The sequence below is a fragment of the Collinsella sp. HCP3S3_E5 genome, assembly GCF_052067635.1.
Taxonomy (GTDB): Bacteria; Actinomycetota; Coriobacteriia; order Coriobacteriales; family Coriobacteriaceae; genus Collinsella.
Genome location: NZ_JBQHQF010000013.1, coordinates 1 through 16,565 on the forward strand (window position 1 = coordinate 1; position 16,565 = coordinate 16,565).

General features: G+C 60.1%; 13 protein-coding genes. 7 read left to right on the forward strand and 6 right to left on the reverse strand.

Annotation, left to right across the window (positions count from 1 at the left end):
- Positions 1-678 precede the first annotated feature (678 nt).
- From ACTM82_RS05320 to ACTM82_RS05350, 7 genes are all read left to right on the forward strand, one after another.
- Positions 679-1,557: a patatin-like phospholipase family protein gene (locus tag ACTM82_RS05320; RefSeq protein ID WP_154517988.1), complete on the forward strand. Its 879-nt coding sequence runs from the start codon at positions 679-681 to the stop codon at positions 1,555-1,557.
- A 157-nt stretch (positions 1,558-1,714) separates the two neighbouring features.
- Complete coding sequence (gene rplM / locus ACTM82_RS05325) at positions 1,715-2,158, forward strand: 50S ribosomal protein L13 (protein WP_370450665.1); 444 nt, start codon at positions 1,715-1,717, stop codon at positions 2,156-2,158.
- A gap of 2 nt (positions 2,159-2,160) precedes the next feature.
- Positions 2,161-2,556: a 30S ribosomal protein S9 gene (rpsI, locus tag ACTM82_RS05330; RefSeq protein WP_022094634.1), complete on the forward strand. Its 396-nt coding sequence runs from the start codon at positions 2,161-2,163 to the stop codon at positions 2,554-2,556.
- Positions 2,557-2,678: 122 nt separating this feature from the next.
- Complete coding sequence (glmM, locus tag ACTM82_RS05335) at positions 2,679-4,016, forward strand: phosphoglucosamine mutase (RefSeq protein WP_441055166.1); 1,338 nt, start codon at positions 2,679-2,681, stop codon at positions 4,014-4,016.
- A 100-nt stretch (positions 4,017-4,116) separates the two neighbouring features.
- On the forward strand, positions 4,117-4,584 hold the full coding sequence (locus ACTM82_RS05340; RefSeq protein WP_427719420.1) for a PTS sugar transporter subunit IIA: 468 nt from the start codon (positions 4,117-4,119) through the stop codon (positions 4,582-4,584).
- A 272-nt stretch (positions 4,585-4,856) separates the two neighbouring features.
- Positions 4,857-5,585 (forward strand): glucosamine-6-phosphate deaminase, encoded by a 729-nt coding sequence (nagB, locus tag ACTM82_RS05345; protein WP_441016422.1) that lies wholly within the window; start codon positions 4,857-4,859, stop codon positions 5,583-5,585.
- A gap of 617 nt (positions 5,586-6,202) precedes the next feature.
- Positions 6,203-9,121: an AfsR/SARP family transcriptional regulator gene (locus ACTM82_RS05350; RefSeq protein ID WP_441088519.1), complete on the forward strand. Its 2,919-nt coding sequence runs from the start codon at positions 6,203-6,205 to the stop codon at positions 9,119-9,121.
- Positions 9,122-9,182: 61 nt separating this feature from the next.
- Here the strand turns inward: ACTM82_RS05350 and ACTM82_RS05355 are convergent, their stop codons facing one another.
- The 6 genes from ACTM82_RS05355 to ACTM82_RS05380 form a co-directional block, all read right to left on the reverse strand.
- Positions 9,183-9,482 (reverse strand): YhbY family RNA-binding protein, encoded by a 300-nt coding sequence (locus ACTM82_RS05355; protein WP_427795027.1) that lies wholly within the window; start codon positions 9,480-9,482, stop codon positions 9,183-9,185.
- Positions 9,483-9,639: 157 nt separating this feature from the next.
- Positions 9,640-10,323 (reverse strand): hypothetical protein, encoded by a 684-nt coding sequence (locus tag ACTM82_RS05360; RefSeq protein ID WP_441055168.1) that lies wholly within the window; start codon positions 10,321-10,323, stop codon positions 9,640-9,642.
- A 521-nt stretch (positions 10,324-10,844) separates the two neighbouring features.
- Positions 10,845-12,209 (reverse strand): PFL family protein, encoded by a 1,365-nt coding sequence (locus ACTM82_RS05365; protein WP_427719427.1) that lies wholly within the window; start codon positions 12,207-12,209, stop codon positions 10,845-10,847.
- Between the two features lie 108 nt (positions 12,210-12,317).
- Complete coding sequence (locus tag ACTM82_RS05370; RefSeq protein ID WP_441055162.1) at positions 12,318-14,867, reverse strand: homocysteine S-methyltransferase family protein; 2,550 nt, start codon at positions 14,865-14,867, stop codon at positions 12,318-12,320.
- 9 nt (positions 14,868-14,876) lie between these two features.
- Positions 14,877-15,665 (reverse strand): hypothetical protein, encoded by a 789-nt coding sequence (locus tag ACTM82_RS05375; RefSeq protein WP_441055160.1) that lies wholly within the window; start codon positions 15,663-15,665, stop codon positions 14,877-14,879.
- Positions 15,665-16,537 (reverse strand): methylenetetrahydrofolate reductase, encoded by an 873-nt coding sequence (locus tag ACTM82_RS05380; RefSeq protein WP_441055158.1) that lies wholly within the window; start codon positions 16,535-16,537, stop codon positions 15,665-15,667. Before ACTM82_RS05380 ends, ACTM82_RS05375 begins: the two co-directional genes overlap by 1 nt.
- Positions 16,538-16,565: the final 28 nt, after the last annotated feature.

The window sequence follows — 16,565 nt, forward strand, 5'->3', positions numbered from 1 at the left end:
GCGTAAAGAAAACGCGTAAGCGTTTTTAGCCCGCGGGCGAGGACGCCGGCAGGCGGCCGAAGCCGGTGCGGATTTGCGAAGCAAATACGCGGATTCTCCGCGCAAAGCCTCGACCCTATATAGATGCGATGCCGATCGGATGACAGCCGGCAACGCCCTGCGCCAGCGTCATCCCCGCACCGCGGAGAATCGAACTCTATGCAGGGCGCGGGCGTAAAGAAAACGCGTAAGCGTTTTTAGCCCGCGGGCGAGGACGCCGGCAGGCGGCCGAAGCCGGTGCGGATTTGCGAAGCAAATACGCGGATTCTCCGCGCAAAGCCTCTACAAGGTGGAGTAGTCAATTTGGGACGGGGCTATTTTAGCTACTCCTATAAGCCAGTCGATATTAGTTCCGGTCCCCAATAATTCGTCGACAGTCAAAGGGCAGCTAAAATAGCCCCGTCCCAAATTGACTGCTCACGTTGACGCCTCAAGCGGAAGTTGCATCCCAGAATCTACGCTCAGACTGGGACGTAGTTTCCGGATGGCGCCTCAAGCGGAAAGTCCATCCCGGAATCGCCCCCCAGAACGGGACGTGCTTTCCGCCAGCCGCCCCGTCCTACTCAACTCCAAAACCCATGCGCTCGCCATCTCAAAACTGGGTAGAAGAAGGCCAAAACGAAACAGTAGGAGGTCAACATGACGGCAGAAGATAAGGCAAAGAACGCCGGCAAGGTCGCGCTCGTTTTGGAGGGCGGCAGCTTCCGCGGGCAATTTACCGCGGGCGTGCTTGACGTCCTCATGGAAGCCGGCGTCGAGATTCCGGCAGTATATGGCGTATCGGCCGGCGCCCTCAACGGCGTGAACTACAAGTCGCACCAGATCGGCCGTGCCAACCGCATCAACCTGACTTTCTGCAACGACAACCGCTTCATGGGTGCCGCATCGTTTGCGTCCACGGGCTCCATCGTGGGTTACGACTTCATCTTCAACGATGTCCAGGACCGCTTGGATCCCTTTGATAACGAGGCATTCGACGCGAGCCCCATCGAGATGTACGCCGTCGCGACGGACATGCTCTTTGGAACCGCTGCATACCTGCCGGTCAAAAGCGCCGTGCTCGACCTCGATGCCGTGCGCGCCTCGACGTCGCTGCCGCTGGTGACGCCGCCGGTCGAGATCGACGGGCACAAATACGTCGACGGCGGCGTAGCCGATTCGGTCCCCATCGAGCACGTGCTGGAGGAGGCCGGCTTCGATCGCGCGGTTGTCATTGTCACGCAGGACCGCTCGTACGAGAAAAAGCCCTACGAGTTTATGCCTGCCGCACGCGCCCGCTATGCCGACTACCCCTATCTGCTCGAGGCTATTGAGACGCGCCACGACCGCTATAACATCCAGCGCATGCATCTGTGGAAGTATGAGCGCGAGGGCCGCGCGCTGGTCGTTGCCCCGCAAAAGCCTGTCGAGGTCGGTCACGTCGAGCACGATCCGGCAAAGCTTCTCGACCTGTATATTCAGGGTCGTCAGGAGGCAAAGCGTCTGCTGAGTGATATCGAGGCATTTGTCGAGCGCTAGCGTCGCGACATCATTACCGATGGACGACATGTGCAGAAAGTCTGGTCAGAGCCAAAATACCTGTTGACTCGGGCGACGGGCGGGGTAATATGGACGGGTTACTTGCAGAGCCCCGTGAATCTCTGTAACAACACGTACTGTACATGGAGGAGTCTAAGTGATTTCGAAATCGACTCACTACGCCAAGCAGGGCGAGGTCCAGCGCAACTGGGTTCTCGTCGACGCCGATGGTGCTGTCCTGGGCCGTCTTGCCACCCAAATCGCAATGATCCTGCGCGGTAAGAACAAGCCCCAGTTCACGCCCAACAGCGACTGCGGCGACTTCGTTGTCGTCATCAACGCCGATAAGGTCCAGCTTACCGGTAACAAGGCCGACACGAAGACCTATTATCGCCACAGCGGCTACAACGGCGGCCTCAAGGCTGAGAGCTTCCACCAGGCTATGGAGAAGCACCCGGAGAAGGTCATCGAGCGCGCCGTTCGCGGCATGCTGCCCAAGACCACCCTCGGCCGTGCCCAGATGACCAAGCTTAAGGTCTACGCTGGTGCCGAGCATCCGCATGCTGCCCAGAACCCCACGAAGATTGAGCTGGAGGCTTAAAGATGGCTGAGAACACCGTTGTCTACCAGGGTACCGGCCGTCGTAAGAACGCCGTCGCCCGCGTCCGTCTCGTCCCCGGCACCGGCAAGGTGACTATCAACAAGCGTGACGCCGAGCAGTATTTCGGCCGTCATCAGCTCGTTGAGAACGCCCTTGCTCCCTTCAAGGTGACCGATACCGCCGGTCAGTTCGACGTTATCGCTCTGTGCGATGGCGGCGGCATCTCCGGTCAGTCCGGCGCTCTGCGCCTGGGCATCGCTCGCGCTCTTCTGAACGCTGGCGACTACCGTGCTGACCTCAAGAAGGCCGGTTTCCTTACGCGCGATGCTCGCGTGGTCGAGCGCAAGAAGTACGGCCTCAAGAAGGCCCGCCGCGCTCCCCAGTTCTCCAAGCGTTAAGGTTTTTCTCCTTACGAGATACAATGTACAAGCGGGGCCTGCCGATTGCTCGGCGGGTCCCGCTTTTCTTTTTCGACTAGGGTGGGCGACTGCGTTTTGCCCACTTGGGAAGGAGCGATCCTATGCCCCAGAACATCTTCGGTACCGATGGCGTCCGTGGCGTCGCCAACGCCGACCTCTCGTGCGACCTCGCGTTTCGCCTTGGCCGTGCGGCGACCAAGTTCCTTGGTCCGGACATTTGCGTTGGCCGCGATACACGTCTTTCGGGCACCATGCTCGAGAGCGCTCTGACCGCTGGCATTATGGCCGAGGGCGGTCGCCCGCACTGCTGCGGCGTTATCCCTACGCCGGCCGTGGCGCTGCTCACCGTCCAAAACGACCTCGACGGCGGCATCGTCATCTCCGCTTCGCACAATCCGCCGGAGTTTAACGGCATCAAGTTCTTTAGCCGCAAGGGCATGAAGCTTCCCGATGCTGTTGAAGAAGAGATCAGCGCCTGGGTCATGTCCGAGGAGGCCATGGCTGCCGACACGCTGCCGACCGGCGCCGGTGTGGGCCACATCATCAAGATGAAGGACGCTCGCAAGGCATACGTCGACCACGCTATCAGCACCCTCGACGGCCTTAAGCTCGACGGCCTGGTCGTTGCCGTTGACTGCGGTCACGGTGCTTCCTGCCAGACCACGCCTGCCGCGCTTCAGCGTCTGGGCGCCACGGTCCACGCCATCAATACCGACTACTGTGGCACCGACATCAATGTCGAGTGCGGCTCCACTCATCTTGAGCCCCTGCGCGAGCTCGTGCTGCGCACCCACGCCGACATCGGCCTGGCCCACGACGGTGACGCCGATCGCGTGCTGTTCGTGGACAGCGAGGGCAACGAGATCGATGGTGATTACATCCTGGCCATCTGCGGCTCTGATCTCGCCGCTCGCGGCAAGCTCGCCAACTCCGAGATCGTCTCGACCGTTATGTGCAACTTGGGCTTTTCCATCGCTATGAAGGAACAGGGCTTTGAGATGGTGCAGACCGCCGTGGGCGACCGCTACGTGCTGGAGCGCATGCTCGCGGACGGCGCCGTTATCGGCGGAGAGCAGTCCGGCCACATCATCTTCCTGGAGCACAACACCACCGGCGATGGCCTGGTGACGGCGCTGCAGCTGCTGGCCGTGCTCAAGCGCACTGGCCGCACCCTCACCGACCTTGCCGGCATCATGAAGAAGTACCCGCAGGCGCTCGTCAACGTGCATTCCGACAACAAGGCCGGTCTGGACGATTGCCAGCCCATTTGGGACGCTGTCGCTGCCGCCGAGAAGGAGCTTAACGGTCGCGGCCGCATTCTGGTGCGCCCGAGCGGTACCGAGCCGCTGGTTCGCGTGATGGCCGAGGCCGAGACGCACGAGCTGACTCAGCGCGTCGTTGACGATATCGTCGAGGTTGTCAAGCGCGAACTTCCCTAATGGTCAAAAACCAATGCCAAGTGGTAAACTAGAAAACTGGTTTTGATTATTGGTATGTCCAAGGGGGAGCATGTTCACTAAAGTCCTAAGGTCTTTTGGTATGCGTGGTCGAGTCCTTACGCTGGATGCTCCCATCTCGGGCGATGTCATTCCGCTTTCCGAGGTTAACGACCAGACGTTTGCCACTGGCCTTTTGGGCCAAGGCGTTGCCATTCGGCCTACGGGCACGCGCGTGATTGCACCTGCGGATGCCAAGATCGAGGCGATTTTTCCAACGGGACACGCCGTTGCGCTCAACACGGTCGATGGCTTGGATGTTTTAATCCACGTTGGACTCGATACCGTTCAGCTCGAGGGCAAACACTTTACCGTGCATGCACAGGTGGGCGATATCGTCCATAAGGGCGATGTGCTTATCGAGTTTGAACGCGAGGCAATCGAGGCCGAGGGCTACGATGTGACGGTTCCCATTTTGGTGTGCAACTCTGTTGAGTTCTCGAGCATCAAGGGCTCCGTCGGCGAGCATGTCGAGGAGATGGATCAGCTCATCGTCGCTCGCGAGCGCTAACTCGTTCGCTTGCCCTTTGGCCTACAATTCAAACACGTTTACGGAGGGCGCCCTTGAAAGAGGGCGCCCTTCGTGGCAAGATGAAAAATGTCCGAGGCTAAAAGGCTTCGGGTCACCGTGGACGGGCAGGGGCCTCGACGCGGCTAGACACGAGATACATACATTACGCGACCTCGCCCTGGTGGCCGCACACGTTGGTTGCGGCCGACGCAGGCCGCGGGCAAGTGCTCGTAAGGGGAGCCTTGCCTCTCTTCTACGAGAAAGGATGCGTAATGAAGATCATTAAAGCTAAAGACTACGAGGATATGAGCCGCAAGGCCGCCAATATCATCTCGGCGCAGGTTATCCTTAAGCCCGATTGCGTGCTCGGTCTTGCCACCGGCTCCACTCCGATTGGCGCCTACAAGCAGCTCGCCGATTGGTACAAGAAGGGCGATATTGACTTCTCCGAGGTCAGCACCTATAACCTGGACGAGTATCGCGGCCTTTCGCACGATGATCCCCAGAGCTATCACTACTTCATGCGCGAGAACTTCTTCGATCACATCAACGTCGATCTGAATAACACGCACGTGCCCGATGGCTCCAACCCCGATGCCGCCGCTGCCTGCTCCGAGTACGATAAGCTCGTCGCTGCCGCCGGTTACCCGGATCTGCAGCTGCTCGGCATTGGTAATAACGGTCATATTGGCTTCAACGAGCCCGATGACCACTTCTCCAAGGGTACGCACTGCGTCGACCTCACCGAGAGCACCATTCAGGCCAACAGCCGCCTGTTCGATAGCATCGACGACGTTCCCCGCCAGGCTTACACCATGGGTACCCAGACCATCATGTATGCCCGCATGATCCTGGTCGTCGCCAACGGCGAGGCCAAGGCTCAGGCTGTTCACGATATGTGCTATGGCCCGGTTACGCCCGAGTGCCCGGCTTCGATCCTGCAGCTGCACACCAACTGCGTCGTCGTTGCCGACGAGGCTGCCCTTTCGCTCTGCGAGTAGTACAATCCGAGCGATTTGTTATTACTTTGTTACAGGCTCCCGTTCTGCGGGGGCCTTTTTTATTATGCATATGCGGGATGGCGGCTAGCTTATAGACTCATGGGCCCTTATGCTGCATCCGTCCGCAATATCTGCCAGCGGAATCAGAATGAGCGCGGGCTTTATGGTGTGCATAACATTAGCTTGCCAAAAGCTTGACGGTGGTGCCTCGTATAGTGTGATGCATTCTCTAGCATATTCTATTCAAATATGCTACTAATGAGTCGCAAACGGTAGCAGCGCGTAGGCGAGTTGCGCAACAAAATATTACAAGCCCCATTGCGTTACACTGCCAAATGAGTGGGACATGCTGGCAAGCGCATTGACCTGCGCAAAGACCGGTTGGTTGGGGGAAAAGTTTCAATCGGCGCTCGCTGAACAAAAACTTGCCAAATGCGAACCGAAAGACAACCTAAAACTCTGCGTCGTTCGATTTACGGGATGGCTTGGGCTGTCTTGCGATTACGGTGTCCATGTGGCCGAGGTAAGGAGCGAGCATGATGAACGGGCTGAACGATACGGACGATCTCGAATTGGCGCCATTGGGCACAGGTTATATGGTCCGACGTGATCGCCTGATGAGCGAGTTGATTGTCAAGGGCCGCAAGGCGGGCATTGTGTTGCTCTATGCACCAGATGGGTTTGGGAAAACATCGATATTGCTTCAGTACACTCAGGAAGTCAAAAGCGACCCGACGCGCGGTCTGGTACGAATCATCGAGGCTGACCGCGCGATTGCCCGCGAGGTGTTTATGCAGCTCGAAGTGGTCACAGATGAACTTGAGGACAAACCGCGATCGTTGATTGCGATTGATAACGTCCCCAACCTCGATCAGCAAGATACCGAGGAGCTTATCGATCGAATTCGAGGCCTGCGCACTATGGGGATCGGGGTCTTTGTCACCTGCCGCCCCTCAAATCGCCAGTTGATTCGCGGGCTGGGTGACTCGGTCAAGATCAATGCGCAGATGCTCAAGGTGCATGCCTATGAGTATTCGGCTTGGGCATCGGCGTTCTCGATTAGCACGTCGCTCGATTTTTACCAGCTCACACAGGGTGTTCCCGAGTTGGTTTCGGCTATGCAGACGGGGCTGTACGGAGAGGGCGACGTTGCCAGCTTGCTCGAAAACGAGATTGTCAACGTGTACGGTGCGGCACTTGCCGATATGGCATCAATCGATAACGGCGCCCTATTTAACGTGGCGTGCGTGATGGCCCTGATGGGCGAGGGCAAGATTGCGGAACTTGAGGCATGCGGTGTCAGGCTCTCCATGATCGATCAGTCCTATCTTGTTCGTGATTATCCGATTTTTGGTGTCGATCCGGTCGACCGAAGCTTTACGTGTATGGGCACCGAGGATAACGCGCGCCTGAGATTACGAAAAATGGTTGCGGAAATTCGTCCAGAGCTCGTTATGCGCGCGGCACGCATTCTGCTCAAGGCGGGCCGATGCGATGCTGCGATGGATTTGGCAGATGCCTTTTTGGATCGCGACGCCGTCCTTGAGCTTGCTGGACAGTATGGTGTCGATTTGGCTCTGACTGGGCATGGAGGGGATGTCTGTCGCGCGGTACTGAGGACGACGGATGCAGACAAGCCCGCGTTGGAGCCGACGCCCACCGAGGCACTTGGTGTCTATTTGGCGGCGGTAAGCGTTTCGAATACTAAACTGGCCCGGTATATGGCCTCGATTGTCGAACATGCGAGCGCACAGTCGGTCCGCGAGATTGATTTGGTTTCTTGGAAAGTCGCCCAGGTGCTTACGGTCGTCTGTTATGGAGATTGCGAGCTTGGGCTTCCAGCCAATCCTGCGCTTCCAAAAAATGAGGCATCTTGTACTGCGCTCGATATGCTGTCGGCGCATATCGAGGTTAAGAGCCGGCTGACCGAACAGGCGAAAGACGGCGCAGCACTTTCGGGACTCAAGGCGAACAAGGTATATGATTGCGAACTCGATATTGCAGAGATTCTCATACGGGCAGATCGGATGTTGGTGGAGCTCTTTGATGGGTCCTTTATGGGAATCGATGAGCGTGACGACGAGATGTCTCGAACACGGGAGGCACTCGATGCTCGTGGGCTTAAGGCACCGGCTGTCTGGGTGCGTATGGTGCTGGCGGCACGGCGTCTGCTTGCAGGCCTGCCAATGACTGACGATACGGCGTTTAATGAGCTCGATCGCTTTGCCGTGCGCGTGCGTGACAATCAAATCCAGCTGTTTGGCCTGCTACTCGAAGGCTGGCAGGCGCTCGCCGAGGGGCGCCCGGTCAACGCGAAGTTCCGCGCGGTCCAGGTGCTCAAGCTTGCTGACGAGTCGATCGCATACATGCGCGACAACGCGTTGCTGTTGGAGCGTGCATCAAGCCTTCGCAATACGTCGATGGTGTCGGTACGAGAAGAGGCAGAGCTGCTCGACCTAAGTCGGACACAAGTCGGCGGCGCGGAGGCTTGGGTCGTAGCGCTGCATTTGGCGTCTGCGGGCCGTGACAGCGATCTTGCCGCCTGGATGTCTATGAATCGTTCTGGGATTCTGGAGCCAGCGTATCGGCTGTTTGCACGCCTTGCGATGCATTGCCTGGGCGAGCCTGCTGCCAAGATTCGAAAGAAGCTCCCGGTGCGTGAGCTATCGCGATATTCGCTGCGCGACGATTTGGAGGGAGAGAGCGAGCGGCTGTTCCAGGTCGGCGAGGTCGAACCCGTCGACGCTATCGATCATATCGAGATTCGCATGTTTGGCGCGTTTCGTGCCGAGCGCGACGGATTTCCCATCACAGACAAGATGTGGCGTCGTAAGAAAGCGGCAACGCTTGCCGAGCGGCTTGCGTTGGGTATCGATTCGTTTGTCGATCGCGAGACCTTGGCTATGGAACTGTGGCCACATGCCGAGTACAGTAGCGCCCGTAACAACTTGTATTCGACTGTGTCACGCTTACGATCCGCTTTGGGACCCACGCCAGATGGCAAGTCGTGCGTCCTGATCCAAAACGACTGCCTTGGCCTCAACAGGGATTACGTTAAGACCGATGTGAAGCTATTTGAGCAGATAAGCCGCGAAATTTTGGGTAATCGCACAAGAGTGCGTGGGCCTCACCTGGTCGAGCTGTGTCTTAAGATCGAACAGCTCTATACCGGACCGCTGTATATCCCCAACGGTTGCAATCCGACGTACTTTTTGCGCATGCGCCGCATCATGCAGTCGAAGTTTATCGACTGCATGATTGTGGGAGCAAGCGCTGCCTTGGAAGAAAACGACCTGCAGTCGGCAATCTGGCTGGTAGAAGCGGGGCTACGTCAGGAGACCGCACGCGAGGACATGGTGCGATGCGCCATGCGCGTGTACGGAGCGGCGGGGAGACGCCGCGATATCGTCGAGCTCTATAGCGGGCATATCCATCATCTTAAGGAACAGGTCGCAGGCGTTCCCGAGCCCGAGACCAAGCGTCTCTACGAGCGTCTGGTCGAAAGCAGGGTCAACCGACCGTTCATTGAGCGATAAAAAACGGGCGCCCGCATCATTCGGACGCCCGCAGGCTTGCTCTGTGTGAACCGATCGGCCCTTAGACGAGCTTGATCTTCTCGATATCCTTGCGCGAGGACTCTCGATACAGCGAGAACTTGCGACCGATAACCTGAACGACGTCGGCGTGGCAGCGCTCGGCGAGTTCCTCGGCGGCCTCGCGGGCAGAAAGGCTGGAGCCGTCCAGCACGGAGCACTTAACGAGCTCGTGCTTTTCCAGGTAGGCGGCCGTCTGCTCGACGGTACCCTCGTTGACATCGGACTTACCGATGATGATGGCGGGGTTGAGGTGATGGGCCATGCTGCGAAGCTGCTTGACCTGGGCTCCTGTCAGTGCCATGGGATCTCGCTTTCTATGTATGGGGCGCCCCGCGATGGGGCCTTAATCTACGTGAGCTGTCCCACGATAGCGCAGGAACGGCGCGGTGTGGAGCGCGTTTGCCAGTTCGCAAAGAATGCGGATGCCGGGCGGGTAGACGATGCATGCTTTAGATGGGCTACGGTCGGGGCGCAGAGACCGGCTCCCAGGCGATAAACGCCCATCGGACCTTGCGGATGTGGTCGAGCATGTGACGTCCCTGCGGCACGCCCTTGGATCCCGGCTCGCCGGCATGGGGGTTCTCGATCATATGTTGGGCGATATAGTCGCGCAGACGATTGATTTTATCCTCGTTGCCATGCTCGAGCATACGGGAGAGGTCCGCCACGCCGGCCTCGAGGCTATCGAAGGTGTCACGACGGGACGATTCAAAATACGTGACCTGCGGTAGTGCACCCATCTGAATAAGGATGTTAAAGGCGTACACAAAACCATTGCTACGGGTAACCGAGGCGCCGATGGCATTCATCACGTGCAGGTCATAGTGCGGGCTGGAGTTGGCGACCATCGTGACAGCACAACGCCGCCGAGCCGTACGGTCGAGCTTGGCAAGCGCGCCTTTTAGGTCGTTCGTAGTAACCGAGCGACTCGCAAAGGCAACATCTACCGCTTTCGCGACCGGTCCAACCAAATCCCAGTCATCATTCCAAGCAAGCTCAAGCGGTGTAATGCGATCCTCGAGCCCATAGTACTCAATGCCAGCATCAAGCGTGCCCAACATAGCAGGGGAAAAATCAGCGGCAATCACGGGATGTCCAGCCTGAGCAAGCGGAATAGCAATCGACCCAGCCCCACACCCCATATCCAGCACGGATTCACCAGGCTTTAACGCCAACAGCTTCATAAAGTCCCGGGCATACGGAGCAGTCTCAAGCGGCCGAAAATGCCGAGCCCGCTTATCCCATTCAAAAGAATCATCAGCCCGCCGCCGACCAGCCTGCAAGCGCATCCATTCGCCATTCCAATCCGCAGAAAGAAGCTCAGAACGAGCATCCCCATCAGCCACGGGCCATCCCCCTTACAACAAAAAAGCGGCCCCTCCCAAAAGAAGAGCCGCAACAAGCATATATCAGAAAAAGAACCGTTCCAACGCCAAACCGCCGCACCAGCCAAGTGGTGCAGGAGCGAAGCAACTGCAACCGGGATAGAACCCAACTGAGGTCCCGTTGTGCGGGAGCCCCGGTGAGGGCAAATATATAAGGTCGCCTGCTCGGACAGTCCTGACTCGCACGGAGAGCACATTAAGTGCTCTCCGGCTCGTGCGGAACTCGCGATCGACCTTATATATTTGCCCTCACCGGGGCTCCCGCCCGAACCCTTCAGCTAGTTCTTGAGCGAGTTCAGCGGCGCCGGGAAGCGTCCACCGCGGTGGGCAAGCACGGTGCCGGCGTTGGGGTTCACCGGCATGATGGGCGCACGGCCAAACAGGCCGCCATACTCGACGCAGTCGCCCACGCCCTTGCCGATGGCGGGGATCACGCGCACGGCCGTGGTCTTATTGTTGATGACGCCGATGGCCATCTCGTCGGCGATAATGCCGGCGATGGTCTCGACCGGGGTGTCGCCGGGAATGGCGATCATGTCCAGGCCAACGGAGCACACGCAGGTCATGGCCTCGAGCTTCTCGAGCGAAAGCGCGCCGGCCTCGACGGCGGCGATCATGCCGGCGTCCTCGGACACGGGGATAAAGGCGCCCGAGAGGCCGCCCACGCTGGAGCTGGCCATGACGCCGCCTTTCTTGACGGCATCGTTGAGCATGGCGAGCGCGCAGGTCGTGCCGGGGCCACCGCAGGTGCCCACGCCGATGATCTCGAGGATGCGCGCGACGGAGTCGCCGACGGCAGGCGTAGGCGCCAGCGACAGGTCGACAATGCCCTTCTCGACACCTAGGCGACGGGCGGCCTCGCGACTCATGAGCTCGCCGGCACGGGTGATCTTAAAGGCGGTCTGCTTAATCTTTTCGGCGACTTCCATCATCGATGCGGAATCGGGCAGCTTCTCCAGGGCTGCGGCCATAACGCCGGGGCCCGAGACGCCTACGTTGATGACGGCGTCGGCCTCGCCACCGCCGTGAACGGCGCCTGCCATAAACGGGGAGTCCTCGACCATGTTGGCAAAGCAGACAAACTTGGAAGCACCGACGGAATCCTCATCTGCCGTAAGCTTGGCGGCATCGATGATGGTCTGAGCCGCCATGAGCACGGCGTCCATGTTGATGCCGGCGCGCAGGCTGGCGACGTTGACGCTGGAGCAGACGCGGCTGGTGGTAGCGAGCGCCTGGGGGATGGACTGGATGACGCGGCGGTCGGCGTCGCCGATGCCCTTCTGGACGAGTGCGGAGAAGCCGCCCAGGTAATCGATGCCGAGCGTCTCGGCCGCGCGGTCGAGGGCATGCGCGATGGGGGTGAGGTCCTCATCCTTGCAGCATGCGGCGATCTGCGCCACCGGGGTGACGGAAACGCGCTTGTTGACAATGGGGATACCGTACTCGCGCTCGAGGTTCTCGGCGGTCTCGACCAGATGCTCAGCCGTGTGCGTCACGTGGTCGTAGATCTTCGTGCACATGCGGTCGAGGTTCTCGTCGCCGCAACCCATGAGCGAAACACCCATGGTGATGGTCCTGATGTCGAGGTTCTGCTCCTCAACCATGCCGCGGGTTTCCGCGATTTCTGCGGGCGTGATCGCCATCCTTGCACTCCTATCTGCCAAAACGAGCATAGCCTTGTCTATTCTAACGTGCCGCACGTGCCAAGTGGCGCATGCGGCACGTTTTGGTGCTCGGTTGTTTCCGTTGTGTTACTGCCCAAAGACCTCTTCGGCGATACGAGCGCTTTCGGCGGCGTCCTTGGCGTAGTAGTCCGCGCCGATCTGCTTGGCGTATTCGGGGGTGAGTACGGCGCCGCCTACGATGATCTTGACGCCCGGCACCTCGGCATGAAGCAACTTGATGGTCTCCTCCATAGCGACGACCGTGGTGGTCATAAGCGCCGAGAGGCCGACGAGCTTGATGTCGCGCTCCCGTACGGTCTTGAGCACCTCCTGCGGGTCGACGTCGCGGCCTAGGTCAAAGACGGTATAGCCGTAGTTATCGAGCAGCATCTTGACGATGTTCTTACCGATGTCGTGGATGTCGCCTTTGACGGTGGCCACGCAGATTTTGCCCTTGTCGGCAATCTCGCCGGCGGGCATCAGGCGCTTGATGGTGTCAAAACCCACGCGCGCGGCCTCGGCCGAGGCCATGAGCTGCGGCAAGAAGAACTTTCCCTGGTCAAAGAGAACGCCAACCTCGTCGAGGGCGGGGATAAAGTGGTTGTTGATGAGGTCCATGGCGTCGTGGTCTGCCAGCAGACGCTCGGTCTCGGCCGCAATCTCGCCTTTGCGGCCCGAGACGACCATGCGACGAATCGGGTCGTCGTTGCCGGCGGTGCCAGCGGCGGGCACAGTGTCGGTCGATACTGTCTGAGCCGCCGCCGGGTTCGCGGCGATCTTGTACGGATCGGTCCAGCCGGCGTAGCGCTCGATGTATCCGGTTGAGCCCTCGTCCTCAACGCTCAAGACGCGATAGCTGTAGACGGTATCCATAAAGCGCTTGGAGCCCGGGTTCATAATGGGGGCGTCCAGACCCGCGCCAAAAGCGGCAGCCAAAAAGACCGAGCCCAGCAGCGGGCGGGCGGGCAGACCAAAGCTGATGTTCGACACGCCGAGTGCACATTTGACGCCCAGACGCTCCTTACACAGGGACATGGCGCGCAGGATCTGCTCGGCTTGGCGTTGATTGGTCGAGGCGGTCATGACCAGGCAGTCGATGAGGATGCGGTCCGGTCCGATGCCGTAGCGGGCGGCCTCGGCCACGATGCGCTCGGCGATGGCGAAGCGAGCCTCGGCGGTATCGGGAATGCCGCCTTCGTCGAGCGTGAGGCCGACGACGTTGGTGCCGTAATGGGCGACCAGCGGAAAGATATCATCCATGATCTGCTGTTTGCCATTGACCGAGTTGATGATGGGCTTGCCGGCGTAGCGGCGCACGGCAGCCTCGACGGCGGCGGGATCGGTGGAGTCGATCTGCAACGGCAGCAGCGTGGAACCCTGGAGCTGTTCGGTCGCCTGTTGGATGATCTTGACCTCGTCGATCTCGGGCAGGCCCACGTTGACGTCCAGGATGTCGGCGCCTTGCTCCTGCTGGCTGATGCCCTGGCTTACGACGTAGTCCAGGTCGCCGTCGCGTAGGGCCTGCTGCAGGCGCTTTTTGCCGGTGGGATTGATGCGCTCGCCGATGACGGCGATCTTGTGGCCGTCACAGGGAAGGTCAACCACGGTCTGGGCGCTCGTGACCGACATGCTGGGCTTGCGGTGGCGCGGGCTGGGCGTGTGGTTGTCGATAAGCGTGCGCAGCGCTGCCATGTGCGCCGGCGTGGTTCCGCAGCAACCGCCCACGACGCTCACGCCGTCGGCGATCATGCCGGCGACGGCCTTGGCGTATTCGGGGGCCTGGATGTCAAAGACGGTGTTACCGTCGTCGTCCACGTGGGGGAGTCCCGCGTTGGCCTGCACCATAACGGGCTTGTCGGTAACGGTGAGCATGCGTGCGGCGAGCCCTCGGAGCTCGGCCGGTCCCTGGCTGCAGTTGATGCCCAGGACGTCGGCGCCGATGGCGTCGAGCGTGATAGCGGCAACCTCGGGACTCGTGCCCAGGAAGGTGCGGCCGTCTTCCTCAAAGGTCATGGTGGCAAAGACGGGCAGCTCGGAGTTCTCGCGGCAGGCAAGGACCGCCGCCTTGATCTCGGCAAGATCTGTCATGGTCTCGATAATAAAGAGGTCCACACCCGCCTCGACGCCAGCGCGCACTTCCTCGGCAAAGAGGTCATAGGCCTCGTCGAAGCTGAGGGTACCCAAGGGGCGAAGCAGCGCACCGATGGGGCCGATATCGCCGGCGACGTAGCGGGCACCGGCCGCGCGGGCGCAGGCGACGGCGGCGGCAAAGACATCTGCCACGGTGGCGGCACCGTCGAGCTTGTGGGCGTTGGCGCCAAAGGTGTTGGCGGTGATCACATCGCAGCCGGCCTCGACATACTGACGCTGAATATCGGTAATGACCCGGGGCTCCTCAAAGTTGAGCAGCTCGGGCAGGGCGCCGGCCTTCATGCCGGCCGCCTGCAGCATGGTGCCCATGCCGCCGTCGAACAGCAGGTGCCCCGTGCCCTCGATGGCGGCGCGCAGGCGATCGTCCTTAATGCAAAGGTCGTCGATCGTGCGCGTCTTGTACGTGGCGCCCTTGCGGCGGGCAGCATCAACGGGCGCCGCCAGCGCGGCGCCGTCCAGATCATGAGTGATAAGCGGAGTAAACATCGGGGGCTCCTAATGGCTGGAATAGCAGGTGGTGTGGGCGGCGCGGAAGCGGCAGTGCTCGCGCATGCGGCAGATATTGCAGGTGGGGCGACTCTGGGCGTCGTGGACCTCGCCGTCAAACAGACCGATCACCGCGGTCACGCTCTTGGTGGGCATGAGCAGGCTGGTAGGTGTGACGGTAAGCCCGATGAGCCGCGTGGCGTTGAGTGCGGCCACGATTGAACGCTGAGCCGTAAGCGGGCAGTCGCCGTAGCCGGGACTGAAGCGCCAGTTACCGGCGAGTCCGTGTGCGGCGGCCGCAGCCTTGACCTGCTGGTCCATCTGCTCGACGGCGGCTTCCACATAGGCGGAGCACGCGGCATCGAGCACGGCTCCCTCTAGGGGCTGCTGGGCTCCCGTGGTGCGCAGACGACGCTCGGCGTCCATGCCGAGGGTGCATGCCATGAGCGCGGCAAAGCGGGCGTCTTTGAGATGTCGATAGATATCGCGACCGCGCAGCTCAACGTTGGTTCCAACCAGACGGATGCTGGGCTCTCCCTGCTCGTCCACGCCCATGGCATCGACGGCAAATACGCGGCGCACGCCACGGGGCTCAATGTCCAGTTCCAAACGTTCAACGACAAGCTCAATACGCTGCGACAGCTCGGGCTCAATCTGCTGGCCGCCGTAACCCAGATACCGCAGCATCTCGGCACGATCGACGCGGGGATGGTGGGCATCATCGATACGGTAGAGCGCCGGCGACGCAAGGTCGGCCGGCACTTCACCAAAAGCTGTATCGATGTGCGGTTTTTCCATTACCCCAGGCGCTCCATAATGGTTGCGGCGATCGCAGGACGATTCATAGTGTACAGGTGCAGGCCGTCGGCGCCGTGCTCCTTAAGGTCGCAAAGCTGACGGGCTGCATAATCTACACCGGCTGCCTGCAGGCTCTCGGGATCATTCTCGTACTTGGCGAGAATCTTTATGACGGGGGAGGGCAGCGACGCGCCGCACATAAAGACCATGCGGCTGATCTGCGACTTGCCCATAAACGGCATGATGCCTGCGGTAATGGGCACAGTGATACCGGCCTTGTCGGCAAGCTCGCGAAAACGGTAGAAGCACTCGTTATCAAAAAAGAGCTGGGTCACAAAGAAGCTCGCGCCGGCGTCCTGCTTTTGCTTGAGATATTCGACCGAGAGGTTGAGATTCTCACAGGCAATGTGGCCTTCGGGGTAGGCTGCGGCGCCCACGCAAAAGCCGGCGTCGACGAGCTCGGGGATGAGGTCGCGGGCGTAGGCGTAGTCCGAGGCGGGCTTGTTATCCTCGCTCGCGCCGGCGGGAAGATCGCCACGCAGGGCCAGCACATTTTCTACGCCGGCGGAGCGGTATTCGTCGATCTTGGCAGCGATATCGGCATGCGTGCGGCCAACGCAGGTGAGGTGCGCCACCGAGGGCGTATCGAATTCGCTCGTAATCATATGCGCGATGGGGGCGGTGGCGGAGCCGTTGCCCGAGCCGCCGGCCGAGCAGGTGACCGAGACAAAGCTCGGCGAAAGCTTGCACAGATTGCCAGCCACCTCGCGAGCCGTGTCGAGGGTAAGCTCGCCCTTGGGCGGGAACATCTCAAACGAAACGGGCGTGGTGCCCTGGGATGCTGCCTGCTTAAAAACCTCGTCGACGCGCATATCGTGCTCCTTTAGATACATTAGCGTG